General features: G+C 34.8%; 14 protein-coding genes. 5 read left to right on the forward strand and 9 right to left on the reverse strand.

Going from position 1 to position 16,149, the window contains the following annotated elements; translation table 11 throughout:
- The 4 genes from OA86_RS05805 to OA86_RS05820 all read left to right on the forward strand — a co-directional run bounded on the left by OA86_RS05805 (position 1) and on the right by OA86_RS05820 (position 4,913).
- Positions 1 to 1,791 carry a MutS-related protein gene (locus OA86_RS05805; protein ID WP_039350075.1) on the forward strand — a complete coding sequence of 597 codons (1,791 nt, stop codon included), beginning with the start codon at positions 1 to 3 and terminating at the stop codon, positions 1,789 to 1,791.
- A gap of 66 nt (positions 1,792 to 1,857) precedes the next feature.
- Positions 1,858 to 3,195 (forward strand): TolC family protein, encoded by a 1,338-nt coding sequence (locus OA86_RS05810; protein ID WP_039350077.1) that lies wholly within the window; start codon positions 1,858 to 1,860, stop codon positions 3,193 to 3,195.
- Between the two features lie 42 nt (positions 3,196 to 3,237).
- Positions 3,238 to 3,828, forward strand: a complete 591-nt coding sequence (locus tag OA86_RS05815; RefSeq protein WP_039350080.1) for a SprT-like domain-containing protein — start codon at positions 3,238 to 3,240, stop codon at positions 3,826 to 3,828.
- 2 nt (positions 3,829 to 3,830) lie between these two features.
- Positions 3,831 to 4,913: a mannose-1-phosphate guanylyltransferase gene (locus OA86_RS05820; RefSeq protein ID WP_039350082.1), complete on the forward strand. Its 1,083-nt coding sequence runs from the start codon at positions 3,831 to 3,833 to the stop codon at positions 4,911 to 4,913.
- A gap of 60 nt (positions 4,914 to 4,973) precedes the next feature.
- On the opposite strand, the gene OA86_RS05825 is transcribed toward OA86_RS05820, so the two are convergent.
- Genes OA86_RS05825 through OA86_RS15515 form a run of 4 tightly spaced genes read right to left on the reverse strand, consistent with a single transcriptional unit; the run spans position 4,974 to position 7,718 of the window.
- Positions 4,974 to 5,939: a glycosyltransferase family 9 protein gene (locus OA86_RS05825; protein ID WP_039350084.1), complete on the reverse strand. Its 966-nt coding sequence runs from the start codon at positions 5,937 to 5,939 to the stop codon at positions 4,974 to 4,976.
- Positions 5,936 to 6,355, reverse strand: a complete 420-nt coding sequence (locus tag OA86_RS05830) for a SufE family protein (RefSeq protein ID WP_039350086.1) — start codon at positions 6,353 to 6,355, stop codon at positions 5,936 to 5,938. Before OA86_RS05830 ends, OA86_RS05825 begins: the two co-directional genes overlap by 4 nt.
- A gap of 37 nt (positions 6,356 to 6,392) precedes the next feature.
- On the reverse strand, positions 6,393 to 7,490 hold the full coding sequence (locus tag OA86_RS05835) for a glycosyltransferase (protein ID WP_039350087.1): 1,098 nt from the start codon (positions 7,488 to 7,490) through the stop codon (positions 6,393 to 6,395).
- A gap of 9 nt (positions 7,491 to 7,499) precedes the next feature.
- A complete protein-coding gene (locus OA86_RS15515; RefSeq protein ID WP_074781367.1) occupies positions 7,500 to 7,718 on the reverse strand; it encodes a uroporphyrinogen decarboxylase in 219 nt (72 codons plus the stop codon).
- A 148-nt stretch (positions 7,719 to 7,866) separates the two neighbouring features.
- Here OA86_RS15515 and OA86_RS05840 point away from each other — a divergent pair, with 148 nt between their 5' ends.
- The gene (locus tag OA86_RS05840) at positions 7,867 to 10,386 is read left to right on the forward strand and encodes an ATP-dependent Clp protease ATP-binding subunit (protein WP_039350091.1); all 2,520 of its coding nucleotides are present in this window, start codon (positions 7,867 to 7,869) and stop codon (positions 10,384 to 10,386) included.
- Positions 10,387 to 10,531: 145 nt separating this feature from the next.
- On the opposite strand, the gene OA86_RS05845 is transcribed toward OA86_RS05840, so the two are convergent.
- From OA86_RS05845 to feoB, 5 genes are all read right to left on the reverse strand, one after another.
- The gene (locus tag OA86_RS05845) at positions 10,532 to 11,902 is read right to left on the reverse strand and encodes a tetratricopeptide repeat protein (protein WP_039350094.1); all 1,371 of its coding nucleotides are present in this window, start codon (positions 11,900 to 11,902) and stop codon (positions 10,532 to 10,534) included.
- Between the two features lie 90 nt (positions 11,903 to 11,992).
- On the reverse strand, positions 11,993 to 12,340 hold the full coding sequence (locus tag OA86_RS05850) for a hypothetical protein (protein ID WP_126340464.1): 348 nt from the start codon (positions 12,338 to 12,340) through the stop codon (positions 11,993 to 11,995).
- A 54-nt stretch (positions 12,341 to 12,394) separates the two neighbouring features.
- Complete coding sequence (gene glmM / locus OA86_RS05855) at positions 12,395 to 13,777, reverse strand: phosphoglucosamine mutase (RefSeq protein WP_039350100.1); 1,383 nt, start codon at positions 13,775 to 13,777, stop codon at positions 12,395 to 12,397.
- A 183-nt stretch (positions 13,778 to 13,960) separates the two neighbouring features.
- Positions 13,961 to 14,113, reverse strand: coding sequence for a hypothetical protein (locus OA86_RS15785; RefSeq protein WP_169743941.1), 153 nt, complete (start codon positions 14,111 to 14,113; stop codon positions 13,961 to 13,963).
- A complete protein-coding gene (gene feoB, locus OA86_RS05860) occupies positions 14,113 to 16,149 on the reverse strand; it encodes a ferrous iron transport protein B (RefSeq protein ID WP_039350103.1) in 2,037 nt (678 codons plus the stop codon). Before feoB ends, OA86_RS15785 begins: the two co-directional genes overlap by 1 nt.

The following is a 16,149-nucleotide window of genomic DNA, read 5'->3' on the forward strand; positions in this document are numbered from 1 at the left end:
ATGGACGAATTACATCTGTTACTGTCTCAAAAAAAAGAGACTCTTCAAAAATTACAAAAAAAACTAACCATTTTAGGTTGGATCCGCGTTGTCGTATTCCTTTCTATTGCGTACTTCTTGTTAAAATATTTTATTTTTGAAAGTGGTTTGAAAAGTCATTTGTATTTAGCCCTTTTCTTCACCATTATCTTTTTCATTTTAGGATATTTCCTTTTAAATATAAAACAGGAATTACAGTTTTATAAAAATTACCTTCATATTGGAGATGAAATTATCAACAAAACAGAATTTGAAACAGGTTTAGATTTTGAGGAAGATATCGATCAGCATCCTTTTGCAAAAGACCTGGATATTCTGGGTAAAAACTCTCTCTTCAGTTTTCTCAATTACGGGGAAACAGCTTTAGGCAAAGACAAACTGAAAGATTTTCTTTTAAATCTAAGTGTTGAAAAAGAGCAAATAATTCTGCGTCAAAAATCGGTAGCAGAATTGTCTGAAAAGACGGAATGGAATATTCATTTTCTGACTTTGGCAAAGTCGATGGAAATTAAAGGAGAAATCAAACACCCACAAAAATCAAATTCAGTTTTTAATGATGCAGGTTTGGCGAAAGTCGCTACAATTGGAGTTCCTATCTTGACTTTAATTACTTTACTCTTAGCAATATTTACCTCAATATCCGGAGCGTTGATCGGTGGATTGTTCGTTGGCATTTTGATTATTTCGAGAATTGTCCTGTATCTTTATCGAGAAAAAATGCAGGCTTTAGGAGAAATGATTTCCTTTGATTCGAATCAGTATGAGCAATTTCTAAATGTGTTCTCCCATATTGAAAAAGAAGATTTTAAGGAAGAACTCAACCAATCGCTTCAGGATAAACTCAGATCCGGAAAGACCAAATCTTCCCGAAAGGAAATAGAAAAGCTAGCTCGTTTACTCAGAAATTATGAAAGTGGACAAAGTAATATTGGCGTCATTCTAAATAATTTTTTCCTATGGAATCTTAATTTCACTATTAAAATTGAAAATCAATTTAATAATATCGATGAGGATCTACCAAGATGGTTCGAAGCTTTTGCAGAATTTGAAGCTTTAATTTCGTTGGGAATTTTTAAATTTAAAAATCCAGATTATATTTTGCCCGAAATCAATGAAAATGGTGTGAAATTTAAAACAGAAGATTTGATCCATCCTTTATTATTTCAAACGGAAGTGGTTTCAAATAATTTTACAATCGATCAGAGTACGGAGATTTCAATTATTACCGGTGCGAATATGACTGGAAAAAGTACATTTCTCCGCACTGTAGGAATAAATTTGGTTCTGGCAATGGCGGGTTGTCCAATTGCCGCGAAAAAATTTAGTTTTATTCCGATGAAACTTTTTACCTCGATGCGAACGAGCGATTCTCTTAGCGACGGAACTTCTTATTTTAATGCTGAAATCCTTCGCCTACGAAAATTAGTCGAGAATTTAGAAAAAGGCGAACCTCAATTTATTATTTTAGATGAGATTTTAAAAGGAACCAATTCTCAGGATAAACTTACAGGTTCTGAATTATTCCTGGAAAAATTAATGAAGAGCAAAGCATTGTTCTCCTGTCTGATTGCAACACATGATTTAGATTTAACCAAAATAGAAGATAAATTCCCGATGAAAATAAGGAATTATTGCTTCGAACTTCAAAACATTGATGGTGAACTGGAGACTGATTATAAACTTCAAAATGGCGTCACAAAAAGTATGAATGCCATTTATCTGATGAGAAAGTTTGGGATCATTGATGCTTAATCATTAAATCACAGTGCCATTTGTAACAATTCGACAAATTTATCGTCTTATTCTTTAAAATAAATCATGAAGAAATCTGCCCTTTTTTTGCTGAGTCTCTTTTCAGTTTTTGCTTTTTCTCAGAAGAAATGGACTCTTCAGGAATGCGTGAGTTATGCTGTAGAAAATAATCTGCAGGTAATCCAGGGAAATTTCAACAAAAAAATACAGGATAATATTCTACAAATCGCAAAAAGACAATATCTACCTGGAGTTTCTGCCACCGCAAATATAGGCGCCAATTTTGGACAGGGACGAGACACTTTCGGAACGACAAATAGGAATGATAATTTTAATAATGGTGCAAATGTAGGTGCTGATATTTTGCTCTTCAACTACGGTCGTTTGGAAAAAAACATTCGTAAATCCCAATACGATGTGGAAGCGGGAAGTTTTGATTTACAAAAAGTTAAAGATGATATTTCCTTACAAATTGCACAGCAATATTTATCAATTTTACTGAACAGAGAGATTACCAAAATTTCTGAAAGTGCTTTACAGAACGCAGAAAACCTTTATAAAAGAGCAAAAATCACAACAGAAGTTGGTACAACTGCACGAACTATTTTAGCGGAAGCTGAAGCTGCTTTTGCCCGGGAAAAACAAAATGTAAAAACAGCAGAGATCAATACGGACCGAAGTCTGTTTTCTCTTGCCATGTTGCTGCAACTTAAGGAATACAAAAACTTCGATATTCAAAATGTTCCTCTCGAAAATATGTTAGATGCGCCCCTTTATTCTGCTGATCAGATTATCAACAAAGCTTACGAAAATCAGCCTCAACTGAAAGCTGCGGAAAGTAGAATAAAATCTAACGAGGCACAAACGGAAATCACTCGAACGGCTTTCTGGCCCACAATTTCTGCAAATGCGGGAATTGGAACTTCCTATTTTTATCGACTTCAACCAATCAATATTGGCGGAAATGTAATACAACAAAGAAATTTTTTCAATCAGTTTGGAGATAATTTTGGGCAGCAAGTTGGAGTCACTGCAAATATTCCGATTTTTAATAAAGGCATCACGAGATTACAGGTTCAACAGTCAAAAATAAATGAAGATCTGGCTAAAAACGCCTTGGAACAATCTAAACAGGATGTTCTGCAGAATGTTCAGAAAGCACAGTTTGATGCAGAAAGTAACTATCAAGCATACATTGCCGCAACTGAAGCAGAGAAAAGTTCAAAGTTAGCAAACGATTTTGCCGAGAAAAGCTTTGCTGCAGGAAGAGCAACAATTTATGATTTAAATGCTGCGAGAAACAATTTAGCGAATGCTCAAGGTTCGGTTGCACAGGCAAAATATAACTATCTGTTTAGTATGAAATTGCTGAATTTCTATGCGGGAATTCCTTTATCTTTATAAAAAATTCTTTTCAACAATCATTTTAAAGGATAGATGTAAAAAATGTCGATTTCGCTATTAGAAAAATATTTACCGGAAAATACGCTTCCTTATCTTAAAGTCTGGTTCGGCGATCATTCCATTCATATTAAAATTACAAAAGGCAGAAATTCCAAACTAGGCGATTACCGGAAAATGCCGGATAAATCACATCAAATCACTATTAATTCTACGCTTCAACCACCCCTTTTCTTTTTCGTTTTAACGCATGAACTAGCGCATCTCTTGGCTTTCGAAAATTTTGGTGGTCGAATTTCTCCGCATGGAGCTGAATGGAAAAATACTTTTAAAATAATGCTTTTAGAAAGCATCGCCATTTACCCGGACGATTTAAAACCGATCATTCTGAAATTTTCAAGATCACCGAAAGCCAACTTTATGGCAAGTCCGGATCTGGTGCGATATTTCCACATCGAAAATTATGAAGACGAAAGTTCTTACATCGAAGATTTAGATTTGGGAGAAAAGTTTGTTTATCGGAAACAGACTTATATCATTGAGGAAAAGCGAAAAAAAAACTATCTTTGTTTAAATCTAGACACGGCCAAAAAATATCTATTTAAACCTTTGGCAAGAGTCGAAAAATTAAGTTAATAATGTCAAAATCAAATAATTACTGCGTTATCATGGCAGGAGGAATCGGAAGTAGATTCTGGCCAATGAGCACTCAGAAATATCCGAAGCAATTTCAAGATATTTTAGGAACTGGAAGAACCATGATTCAGCAAACCTATGATCGAATTCGAAAAATCGTACCTGCAGAAAATATCTACGTCATCACCAACAAAGAATATATTTCGCTTACTGCAGAGCAATTACCCGATATAAATACAGAAAACATTGTTGGAGAGCCGATGATGAAAAATACTGCGGCCTGCAATATTTACATGGCAAAGAAGATCGGTGCAAAAAACAGTGACGCAAATATGATCGTGCTTCCCGCAGATCATTTGATTTTAAAGGAAAATATTTTTTTAAAGAAAGCAGAATTAGCTTTTAATTTAGCTGAAAAAAATGATTATCTGATTACTTTGGGAATTAAGCCAACCCGTCCCGATACAGGTTATGGTTATATTCAGTTCGTAGAAAAAAAGAATTCTGAATATTTTAAAGTAAAAACTTTTACCGAAAAGCCAGATTTAGAAATCGCAAAAACTTTTCTTGAAAGCGGTGATTTCCTTTGGAACGCTGGGATTTTTATCTGGAATGTAAAATCGATTCTGTCTGCTTTTGAGAATTATTTACCAGAAATGTCCCAAAATTTTGAAGGCTGCGAATACAATTCAGAAGATGAAGAGCGATGTATTGATCTTATTTATCCAAAAGTAAATAAAATTTCTATCGATAACGGAATTTTAGAGAGGGCTAAAAACGTTCACGTGATTCCGGCAGATTTAGGCTGGAGCGATTTAGGAACCTGGAATTCTATTTATGAAAATGCAGAGAAAGATAAAAATGACAATGCTGGTAAATCTAAACACACCGTAACTTACAACGCAAAAGGAAATTTAATCAAACTTAAAAATCAAAATAAAGCAGTAGTAATCGATGGTTTGGAAAATTATATCATCGTAGATACGGACAAAGCACTTTTAATTTGTCCAAGAGAAAATGATCAACTGCTCAAAGAATATGTGCATGATTTGAAAGCACTTAAAAATGGAGATAAATTTATGTAATCAACATAAAAGAAGATAACAACAAATCCTTTCATGAAAAAATGAAAGGATTTGTTGTTTTTAAATAATATCGATAATTCTTTGAATATCAATTTCTTCCAGACATGCCCAATCGCCACGATAACATTCTTTGTCGCCAAAAACGGAGCAAGGTCTACAGGTAAGATCTTTCACTTGAACGATGTCTTTTTGACTTTGACCATATCCTAAAAATCCTGCAAAATGATGCGTTGATCCCCAAACAGAAACGCATCGGGTTCCGACTAAACTCGCCAAATGCATATTGGCAGAGTCCATAGATATCATGGTTTCGAGCTCTGAAATTTTTTGTAGCTCTTCTTTCAAAGTAAGTTTTCCCGCATAATTTTCAGAATTTGGGATTTGACTGACCCAATTGTCTAAAGTTTCCACTTCAGAAATCCCACCGCCGAAGAAATAGATCTTATGATTTTTTGAAAGAAGTTTTGCGACCTCAAAAGATTTTTCCAGCGGCAACATTTTTCCGCGGTGTTGTGCAAAGGGAGCAAAACCAATCCCTGATTTCAAAGTACTTTTCGCTCGGTATTGATGCGAAAGAGTAACCGGAAATCCCAGTTCCCGAAAAACATCTGCATATCTTTCTGTCGTGTGTCGAAGTGGTTTTTTTTCCAGATTCCAGATGTCGGTTAGGTGTTCTTTTCCTTCTTTTCCTTTATCGAGCACAGAAACTTTAAATCCTCTTTTTTTAAAAATGGTATCTAATATTTTGGTGCGAATCACATTATGCAGATCTGCAATTAAATCTGGACTAAATTCTTTGATGAGTTCATTGGTCAATTTTCGCATGCCAAAAAAGCCCTTATAGTCGTCGATATCAATTCCTTTGAAAATAAGATTGGGAATTCCTTCAAATAGATCACGAAAGTTATTTCGGGAAACCAAAATAATTTCGAGGTCAGGATTTTGTTCCAGAACCTCCCGAAAAACCGGCGCAGTCATGGCAACATCACCAAAAGCAGAAAAACGATATGCTAGAATACGACTCATTTTTTTAGCTGAAATGCTACGGCGTAAAACTTAATTTGTTTGGTCATCGCCATTAATCCATTTGCTCTGGAAGGTGATAAAAATTCCTGTAAACCGATCTGAGAAATAAATTCGAAATCGGAATCAAGAATTTCTTGGGTTGAATGACCACTGTAAATAGAAACCAAAAGCGAGACAATCCCTTTCGGCAAAATCCCATCGGAATCTGCTTGGAAAAATAATTTACCGTCTTTAAATCCAGCATCGATCCAAACTTTTGATTGGCAACCTTTGATCAAGTTCGCATCAATTTTTTTTTCTTCGGAAAGACCTTTTAATTCCTTTCCTAAATCGATAATGTATTCGTATTTCTGTTCCCAATCTTCAAGAAAGGCGAACTCTTCCACGATTTCCTGCTGTTTTTCTTTGAGGGTCATTGTAAAAAATCTTTGTACAAAGATAAGAAATTCGATCTTAGGATTTAGATTCCTGAACTTTTTGAAAGAGTGAAACTATTTTCGGCTCTTCCTTTTCCCAGCAAAGTTCTTTCGCAGCTTTATTTAAAGAATCTTCGTAAAAATGTTTTCCATTTTGCAGGACTGTACTTACTTTTTCGGCAAGTTCAGAATAATCAGCAATTTTTTCTCCGGCTCCAAAAAAATCAACCACTTTCCGCATTTCTGGGAAATCTGAAACTACTACAGGAACACGACATTGAATATAATCTGAAATTTTATTAGGCATTGAAAAATAGTAGCTGAGTCCGTTATTTTCTTCGATACTTAAACCAATATCGGCTTTCTGCGTAATGGTTCTCAATACATCGGGAAATAATTTTCCTAAAAATTTAACATTATTTTCTAAACCTAAAGTTCTAGTTAATTCTAAATATTCTTCTTTTCTTGGTCCGTCGCCAGCAATCCAAAATTCTGCATTTTCAATATTTTTCATGGCGGGAATCATTTTATCTAATCCTCGGGAAGGATTGATCACCCCTTGATATAGAATAATTTTTTTTGAATTCGTTTCCGTGTAGTTTTGTGGGTTTTCAGTTTTCTTCGGAAAATTCTGTACAACTACAGGTCTTTCAATTTTGTATGTTTTATGAAACCAATCGGCGTAGCTTTCACTTGCCGTCATCATATATTTAAGTTTAGGAACAATTTTTCGTTCCAGACTTCGCCAAATTTTTTGTGTAAATCTTCCATTCACTGAAGGCATTTCAGTAAAAATTTCGTGGCTATCGAAAACGAGTGGAATATTTAATTTTCTGGAGATTAAATAGTTGGGCAAAAGGGTATCGAGATCATTTGAAAGCAGAATAGTATTCTTATCAGCTTTTTTCAGCAATTCTTTGTAAAGCTTCCTTTGAAATTCTACATAAGCGTAACGAAGAATTTTGGATTTTAAAATAATGCGGGAGAAAGGATAATTCCTTTTCATTTCGGGTAAACCGCCCCAATTATTTCCGATGAGTTCTATTTCGTAACCGTTTTCCGATAATGTTTGACAAACCTTTTCTACGCGTTGGTCTGTTACTAAATTATTGAAAACACTAACTAAAACTTTCATTCCCGAAATTTACTTCTTTTTTGCCAAATTGTAAATTTGAATAAAGCATAAAATACCATTTGGAATAATAATTGGCCAAAGATAGTTACTGAATATACCGTAAAGTACAAATAGAATACATCCAATTAAGTTTACAATTCTCAATCTTTTAATGTCTTTCATTATAAAACTCAACACGACGAAGAAGGAAGCGCCGTAGCCGATAAAGTCTGTAATTGCAGGACTCATAGTATTTTTTTTGGGAGACAAACCTAATCATTTTGAACGAGATACTCAAATTATTATCTGCCATAAAGTCATTAATTGATTTTGGTAAAGTATTTGTAACTTTGATAATATCATTAAAGATTTTTAATTTAAGATTGAGACAAAATATATGGATCATAAATTTTCAAACGGTTTGGACCAAGTTTTCAAACACAGCAAAAACGAAGCAAGACGTTTGCAGAGTGAATTTCTGAATACCGAACATTTTCTTTTGGGTATCATAAAATCAGAAAGTTCTGCAAAGGAGATCTTGAATAATCTGGGAGTAGATTTAACGCAAATAAAAAGAAAAATCGAAACCTTAGCGGTAACGAGTTTAAATCCTTTCGCAGTAGAAAGCGAAAAGATTTCATTTACTAAAATGGCAGATCAAGCCATAAAACGTTCTGAACTTGAATGCAGACAGTATCAAAGTTCTGAAATTAATACGGTGCATCTTTTATTAGGCATTTTATATAAATCTGAAGATCCTACTACTAACATTTTAAGTTCATATGACATTGATTACGAAAGTGTTACAAAATCTTATCAAACGATGCTAAAAAATTCAGGACAAAATCCTAAAATGAGTGCGTACGATGACGATGAGGAAAGGGAAGAATTCGGACAGATGCGAAAACCAACCGGAAATCTCGGAACTGGAAAAAGTAAAACTCCAACTTTGGATAATTTTGGTAGAGATTTAACTTCTCTCGCAAGAGACGGCAAACTCGACCCTGTAATTGGTCGTGAAAAAGAAATTGAAAGGGTTTCTCAGATTTTATCAAGAAGGAAAAAGAATAACCCTTTGCTAATCGGTGAACCGGGAGTTGGTAAATCAGCTATTGCAGAAGGTTTGGCTCTAAGAATTCAACAGAAAAAAGTGTCACGAGTTCTTTTCGGAAAACGAGTAATCACTTTAGATTTAGCGAGTTTGGTTGCCGGAACAAAATATCGCGGTCAATTCGAAGAAAGAATGAAAGCAATAATGACGGAACTTGAAAAAAGTCGGGATGTGATTTTATTTATTGATGAGTTGCATACGATTGTAGGAGCAGGAAGTTCAACCGGAAGTTTAGATGCTTCCAATATGTTTAAACCTGCATTAGCAAGAGGCGAAATACAATGTATTGGTGCTACAACTTTAGATGAATACAGACAGTATATTGAGAAAGATGGTGCTTTAGAAAGACGTTTTCAAAAGGTAATGGTTGAACCGACTTCTGTGGAGGAAACGGTGCAGATTTTAAATCAGATCAAAGACAAATACGAAGATCATCACAACGTAACTTATACCGACGAAGCCATTTTGGCTTGTGTAAATTTGACGGCGAGATATATTACAGACCGATTTTTACCGGATAAGGCAATTGATGCGATGGATGAAGCTGGTTCAAGAGTGTATATCAAAACCATGAAGGTTCCTAGTGAAATCATCGAGTACGAAAAAAACATAGAAGAAGTTAAGGAGGCAAAACAGAAAGCTGTTAAAGCGCAGGATTATTTGGAAGCGCGAAAGCTGAAAGACGAAGAAGAAAGATTGCAGATCGAATTAAATTTGGCTCAAGAAATCTGGGATAAAGATATAAAGGAAAAGAAAGAAGAAGTTTCTGAAGAAAGTGTCGCAGAAGTCGTTTCTATGATGAGCGGAATTCCAGTTACCAAAGTTGGTAAAAATGAGCTTGATAAACTAGCGAAGATGGACGCAATGCTGAACGGAAAAGTGATCGGACAGGAAGAAGCAGTAAAAAAAGTAGTAAAAGCCATTCAAAGAAATCGCGCTGGTCTGAAAGATCCTAACCGACCAATTGGAACCTTTATTTTCTTAGGTACAACTGGTGTTGGGAAAACAGAACTGGCAAAAGTGATGGCGAGAGAATTGTTCGATTCCGACGACGCACTGATCAGAATTGATATGAGTGAGTACATGGAAAAATTTGCGATTTCGCGATTAGTCGGTGCTCCTCCAGGATATGTTGGATATGAAGAAGGTGGTCAATTGACAGAAGCCGTTCGTAGAAAACCTTATGCTGTTGTGCTTTTAGATGAAATTGAAAAAGCACATCCTGATGTTTTCAATATTTTATTACAGATTTTGGATGAAGGCTTTGTTACCGATTCTTTAGGAAGAAAAATTGATTTTCGAAATACCATCATTATTCTAACTTCTAATATAGGTACGCGAGATTTAAAAGATTTCGGAGATGGAGTTGGTTTTGGAACAACAGCGAAGAAAACAAATACCGATGCAAGAGCGAGAAGTACGATTGAAAATGCTTTGAAAAAAGCTTTCGCACCAGAATTTCTAAATAGAATTGATGATATCGTTATCTTTAATAATTTAGAAAAAGATTCTATTGCAAAAATTATCGATTTGGAATTAGCGAAATTATACAGCCGATTAGAGAAACTGAACTTTAAAGTTGAAATGACAGATGACGCCAAAGAATTCATTGCTGAAAAAGGTTGGGACAAAGACTTCGGTGCGAGACCTCTGAAACGGGCCATCCAGAAGTATATTGAGGATTTATTGGCAGAAATGCTTGTCAATAAACAATTGGTAGAAGGCGAAACTGTAGTCTTAAAATTGAACGAAGCGAAAGACGGATTAGAAGGTACAACTTCAAAAGAGAAATTGAAAGCAAAATAAAATTGCGAATTAATAATAGCAAACCTTGTCAATAATATGGCAAGGTTTTTTGTTTTAAAGAATCAGGGAAATCATCCTTTACTGAATAAAACTTCACTAAAAAACGCACCTAAAAAGATGCGTCCTTTACTATATTCAAAGAATTTTATTTTTTTTTCGTTTTTACTTTTTCTGCTTCTTCTCTGATGAAAGGATATTTTTGTTTCATCCCTTCCAATAGATCTTGATCGAGTTCTAGTGCTACGGAAAGTGATTTTCTTCCGTCTTTTTGATTGTTAAGATGAAAGTAACAATTGCTTAACTGATAGAATAATTCTGCCCGATTATGCATTTTCGTCGCCTTCTTTAAAATCGCAACCGCATCTTCATAATCACCTATCAACATTAACACTTCAGAATAAGCATACCAATTGTAAAATCTTGTAGGTTCAAAATCAATCAGCGTTTTCATGCAGGCCAAACTTTCTTCCAATTTACCCGAATCTATATATAGAAAAGCCAATCTTTTTTGGTAATCCAAATTACTATCGTTCAGCGAAACCGCTTCTTTTGCAAAATGAAGTGCCTCTTTCATTCCACCCATTTCTTCGTAGATGTAGGATTGCTCCATCATTGAAAGATAAAATTGAGGATCATCTCGCAACGATTTTTGAAAGGCATTGAGAGCCAAAACGGGTTGCTTATTTTCTTTGTAACACAAACCGATTTTATAGAAAGTATAAGACTTTGTATATTCTAACGCGAGCATTTCTTCGTAAACATCAACTGCTTTCAACCATTCTCCCATCGCTTCAAAACACGCTGCTTTATTGGCATAAACTCCAACAGACTGCGAATTGATTGCTAAAAGATAATCAAATCCTTTGATGGCTTCCTCGTAATTTTTGCGGTTGAAATAAAATTGACCATATTCAAACCAGCCCGTTTCTGAGAAGGCAAATTTATCGAGGTAATTATTTAAAAAATCAATGCCATCTTCACCTCTGTTCAGCAAGTTGTAACAAAACATGGTGTTCTCTAAAGCGTAATCATCATTCTGATCAAAAGTTAAAGCAAGCTTATAATGTTTCAAAGCTTTAAATGGATCTTCTAAATTTACATATTCATCTGCCATAAAATTGTGCAGAAAATTTTCTTCTTCTTCCAATTCTAAAGCGGTTTCGCAATACTCAATTGCTCTTCTCGGATTGCCAAGATTTGAATAATATTTTGCACAACATACCAAAAAATCGGTATTTTCCATGGAAGATTCTTTCAAATCATCCATGAGTTCTTTTGCAAACGTATAATTTTCGAGCTCCAAAAGAACCTCGAATTTCTTTATTTTTATTTCTAAAGAGGTGGGATGTAGTTTTAGCGCATATTTTACTGCCGTCTCTGCAAAAGAGATGTCTCCCATTTCTAGATAATATATAATGATGTCCTCATATTCTTCGGTATCGAAGTAGAGTTCTTCATTATTTTCTATCATTTCTTCGAACTTTGTTACAAGTTCATTTTCAAAAAATTCTTCCAATATATTTTCTCACTGTTCTTTACAAAGTATGAAATTATCTTGCAAACTTCGTAAAAAACTATTTTAATTAAACTTTACTAAAATAAACATTTACTTTTCTAAATCAAAATAAACTTTATCAATTTTATAATCCCAGTCTTGCGCTTGCCAATGAACAGAATTAATAGGTTCTGAGGACACTAGTTTATCATTGAAAAAATAGAGCCAATAATCATTAATAGCATTGTCCTTACGATAGATTTCAGAAATCTGAAACACTTCCATTGAACCTGTTTTAAATTGTTTGGCACCAATTGTCTTCGTTTGAAATGATTTTGTTTTCATCTGAACTTCAGATTTCGTCATTCCCAAATTGATGTTCGACATATCAATGCCTTTAATAGCAGTACATGAAGACATTAATAAGATCGCCAACAGGAAAAAGTAATTTTTTATCATATTTATATTCTTTAAAATTATTGCTTTCCAGTTTTTCATATTTGCTGGAAGATATTAAATCAAACTTTTTATTTTCGCGATCATTTGATCTCCCAACTGGTCGGCTTCTTCCTGTGAAAAAGCTTCGGTGTAAATTCTGATGATCGGTTCTGTGTTCGATTTTCGTAAGTGAACCCAATTGTTTTCAAAATCAATTTTTACACCATCAACGGTCGAAACCTCTTCATTTTGATACTCTATTTGCATTTTAGTTAAAAGAGAATCAACATTAATATCCGGAGTGAGTTCAATTTTCTTTTTCCCCATAAAATAACTCGGGTAAGTTGCGCGAAGTTCAGAAACCGTTTTATTTTCTTTTGCTAAATGCGTCAAAAATAGCGCCACACCAACTAAGGAATCTCTTCCATAATGAAGATCCGGATAGATAATCCCACCATTTCCTTCACCACCGATAACGGCATTTTTTTCCTTCATTAAAGTTACCACGTTCACTTCTCCAACTGCACTTGCAAAATATTCAGACCCGTGATTTTTCGCAACATCCCTTAAAGCACGACTAGAAGAAAGATTAGAAACTGCAACACCTTTTTTATTTTTCAATAAATAATCTGCAACTGCAACCAAAGTATATTCTTCCCCAAAAAGATCTCCATTTTCATCGACCAAAGCCAAACGGTCAACATCTGGATCTACCACGATTCCGACGTCTGCTTTCTCAGTTTTCATGAGTTCGCAAATATCTCCAAGATGTTCCTTCAATGGTTCTGGATTGTGTGGAAACTGACCATTCGGTTCGCAATATAATTTCACAACTTCACAACCTAATTCTTCTAATAACTGAGGAATCGCAATGCCTCCTGTAGAATTTACGGCATCAACAACGACTTTAAATTTCTTAGCTTTAATCGCTTCTGCATCGACCATTGGCAAATCCAGAATCTGTTGAATATGAATATCAAAAGCATCGTCCCGCGTTTCATATTTCCCCAAATCGTCAACTTGAGCATAATCGAAATCTTCGCTTTCTGCTAAAGCCAAAACTTCGGCACCATTTTCACCGGTAATAAATTCCCCTTTATCATTCAATAATTTCAAGGCATTCCACTGTTTCGGATTGTGAGAAGCCGTTAAGATAATTCCACCATCAGCATTCAATTCCGGAACCATTATTTCTACCGTTGGAGTTGTAGAAAGTCCCAAATCAACGACATGAATTCCTAATCCCTGCAAAGTTGCAGTTACCAAAGAATTCACCATCAAACCGGAAATTCTTGCGTCACGACCAACAACTAGGGTTAAATCTTTTTTATTTTTATTATTCTGAAGCCAGGTTCCAAAAGCGGAGGTAAATTTTACAATATCAAGTGGCGTTAGATTCTCATCAACTTTACCACCGATGGTTCCGCGAATTCCTGAAATGGATTTTATTAAAGGCATAAACTGATATTTTTTAAATGATTTTCAAGAACAAATTCGTTCCCGAAACATCTGGTGTTTCAATCTGCAAAAATACGAATAAATTAAAGAGAAGATTAAAAAATGGAACTTTAAAAAGAACAAGTTAAAAACAATTCATAGTACTGATTATTACTCTTTTAACTTATTTTTTGAGGATTTTGTTTATCCACAACAATCTCTGTCACAACCAGGTTTTCCTTTCTTTTTGAATTTTTTGGAAGAGAAATTTTTAGCGACAATTTTAAATAAGGAATAGCCTGCAAACAGAACGATCACAGCGATAATGAGGTATTGAAAAATAAGAGCGTTATCCATTATTTTAAAATTTGATAAACAATTAAAGACGCAATATAAGCCAGTCCCGACATGCCGAAAAGCTGCGCCATCGTCCATTTCCAGGATTTGGTTTCTTTATATACAACGGCTAAAGTGGAAACACATTGCATTGCAAAAGCGTAAAAGAATAAGATTGAAATTCCCGTCGCAAAACTGTACACTTTCTCTCCATTTGGTTTAACATCGTTCCGCATTTTATCGATAATCTTTCCCTCAGGAGCTTTATCATCTAAGCTGTACAATGTTGACATGGTTCCCACGAATACTTCTCTCGCGACAAAACTTGTTAAAATCCCGACACCCATTTTCCAGTCGTAACCTAAAGGAGCAATTGCAGGTTCGATGGATCTTCCCATTTTTGCGAGATATGAATGGTCTAATTTCACATCTGTTGCCACAAATTCGTCTTTTTTTTGTTTCGGACCAATATAACTGAAGAACCAGATCACGATACTGAAAAAGAAAATAATTTTTCCTGCACCCGTCACAAATTCCCAAACTTTACCCAGCATAATTTTGAAATCATATCCAAAAAGAGGCATTTTATAAGAAGGCAAATCCATCACCAGGAAAGAAGTTCCTTTGCTTTTGATCACTTTTTTGAGGATCAGTGAGGCCATTAAAGCAGTGAAAAATCCCAGAAAATACATCGCCATTAAAGCCAGTGCTTTATAACTGATGCCAACGAAATATTTATCAGGAATAACTAAACCAATAATAATACTGTAAACCGGGAGTCGCGCAGAACACGTCATAAAAGGCGTTACAAGAATTGTAATTAATCTCTCTTTTACATTCTCAATATTTCTGGTGGACATAATTGCCGGAATTGCACAGGCTGTTCCCGAAACCAAAGGAACGATACTTTTTCCGTTGAGTCCAAAAGGTTTTAAGAAACGGTCCATCAAAAAGATTACTCTCGACATGTATCCGGAATCTTCCAGTAAATAAAGAAAGTAAAGCAAAATTCCAATTTGAGGCGCGAAAACCATTATTCCACCCAAACCAGGAATAATTCCATTTGAGATCAAAGAGTTTATTGGACCTTCCGGAAGATAACTATTTGCTGAAGTTGATAACCACAAGAAAAAATCAGAGATCCAGTTCATCGGATATTCTGCCAGAAAGAAAACACTCTGGAAAATAAACAGTAAAATCGCTCCAAAAATAATATATCCCCAAAACTGATGTACGAGAACTCTGTCTAATTTCTCAGTCACCAATTCTTTAAACTGTGGTTTTTTTGATAAAACTTTAGAAATTATTTTATCGATATTTTGATATCGCCGAATAGTTTCCTGCGTCTGTAATCTTTTGGGAACAAGGCATTTAACCTGATCAGCATTCATCTGATCTTTTACAGTTTCTAATTTTCCGATGTACGTTTCTGAGGAAAGTAAAGTCCAGACTTTGTACTGATTTTCTTCTTTAGTTTCTGCCAAAATTTTGAAAACCAACCCTTTCTGTTCTAAAGGAATTTCAAAAGAAACCGTCTCGGATTTTGTGAAAGTATTTTTAAAGATCTCTTCCCGAAGTTCCTCGATTCCCTGATTTTGTTTGGCGTTTGATTTCAAAACGGTAACCTTCAATTCTTTTGAAAGCTCTTCCAAATTAATGTTTATCCCACGTCTTTCAGCCTGGTCAATTTGGTTGACCACCAATAAAATCGGTATTCCTAGATCTTGAATCTGTTGAAAAAGAAGCAATCCTCTTTTAATACTCAATGCTTCTAAAATATAAACAACTCCAGAATAATTTTTTTGTTCGTCGATCAAAAATTTAGAGAAAATAGCTTCATCCTCGGAAGTTGGATAAACACTGTAAGAACCGGGCAAATCGACTACTTCAACAGATTCGCCTTTATAATCGTAGGTCCCAGAATAACTCGCGACAGTAACTCCGGCGTAATTTCCGGTTTTTTGTTTCTTGTTACACAACAAATTAAAAACCGTAGATTTTCCCACATTGGGATTTCCGACAAGAAGAATTTGTTTATTGATAGAAGTTTCTGGCAT

Origin of the sequence: Kaistella jeonii (genome assembly GCF_000812865.1) — a bacterium.
Classification (GTDB): domain Bacteria; phylum Bacteroidota; class Bacteroidia; order Flavobacteriales; family Weeksellaceae; genus Kaistella; species Kaistella jeonii.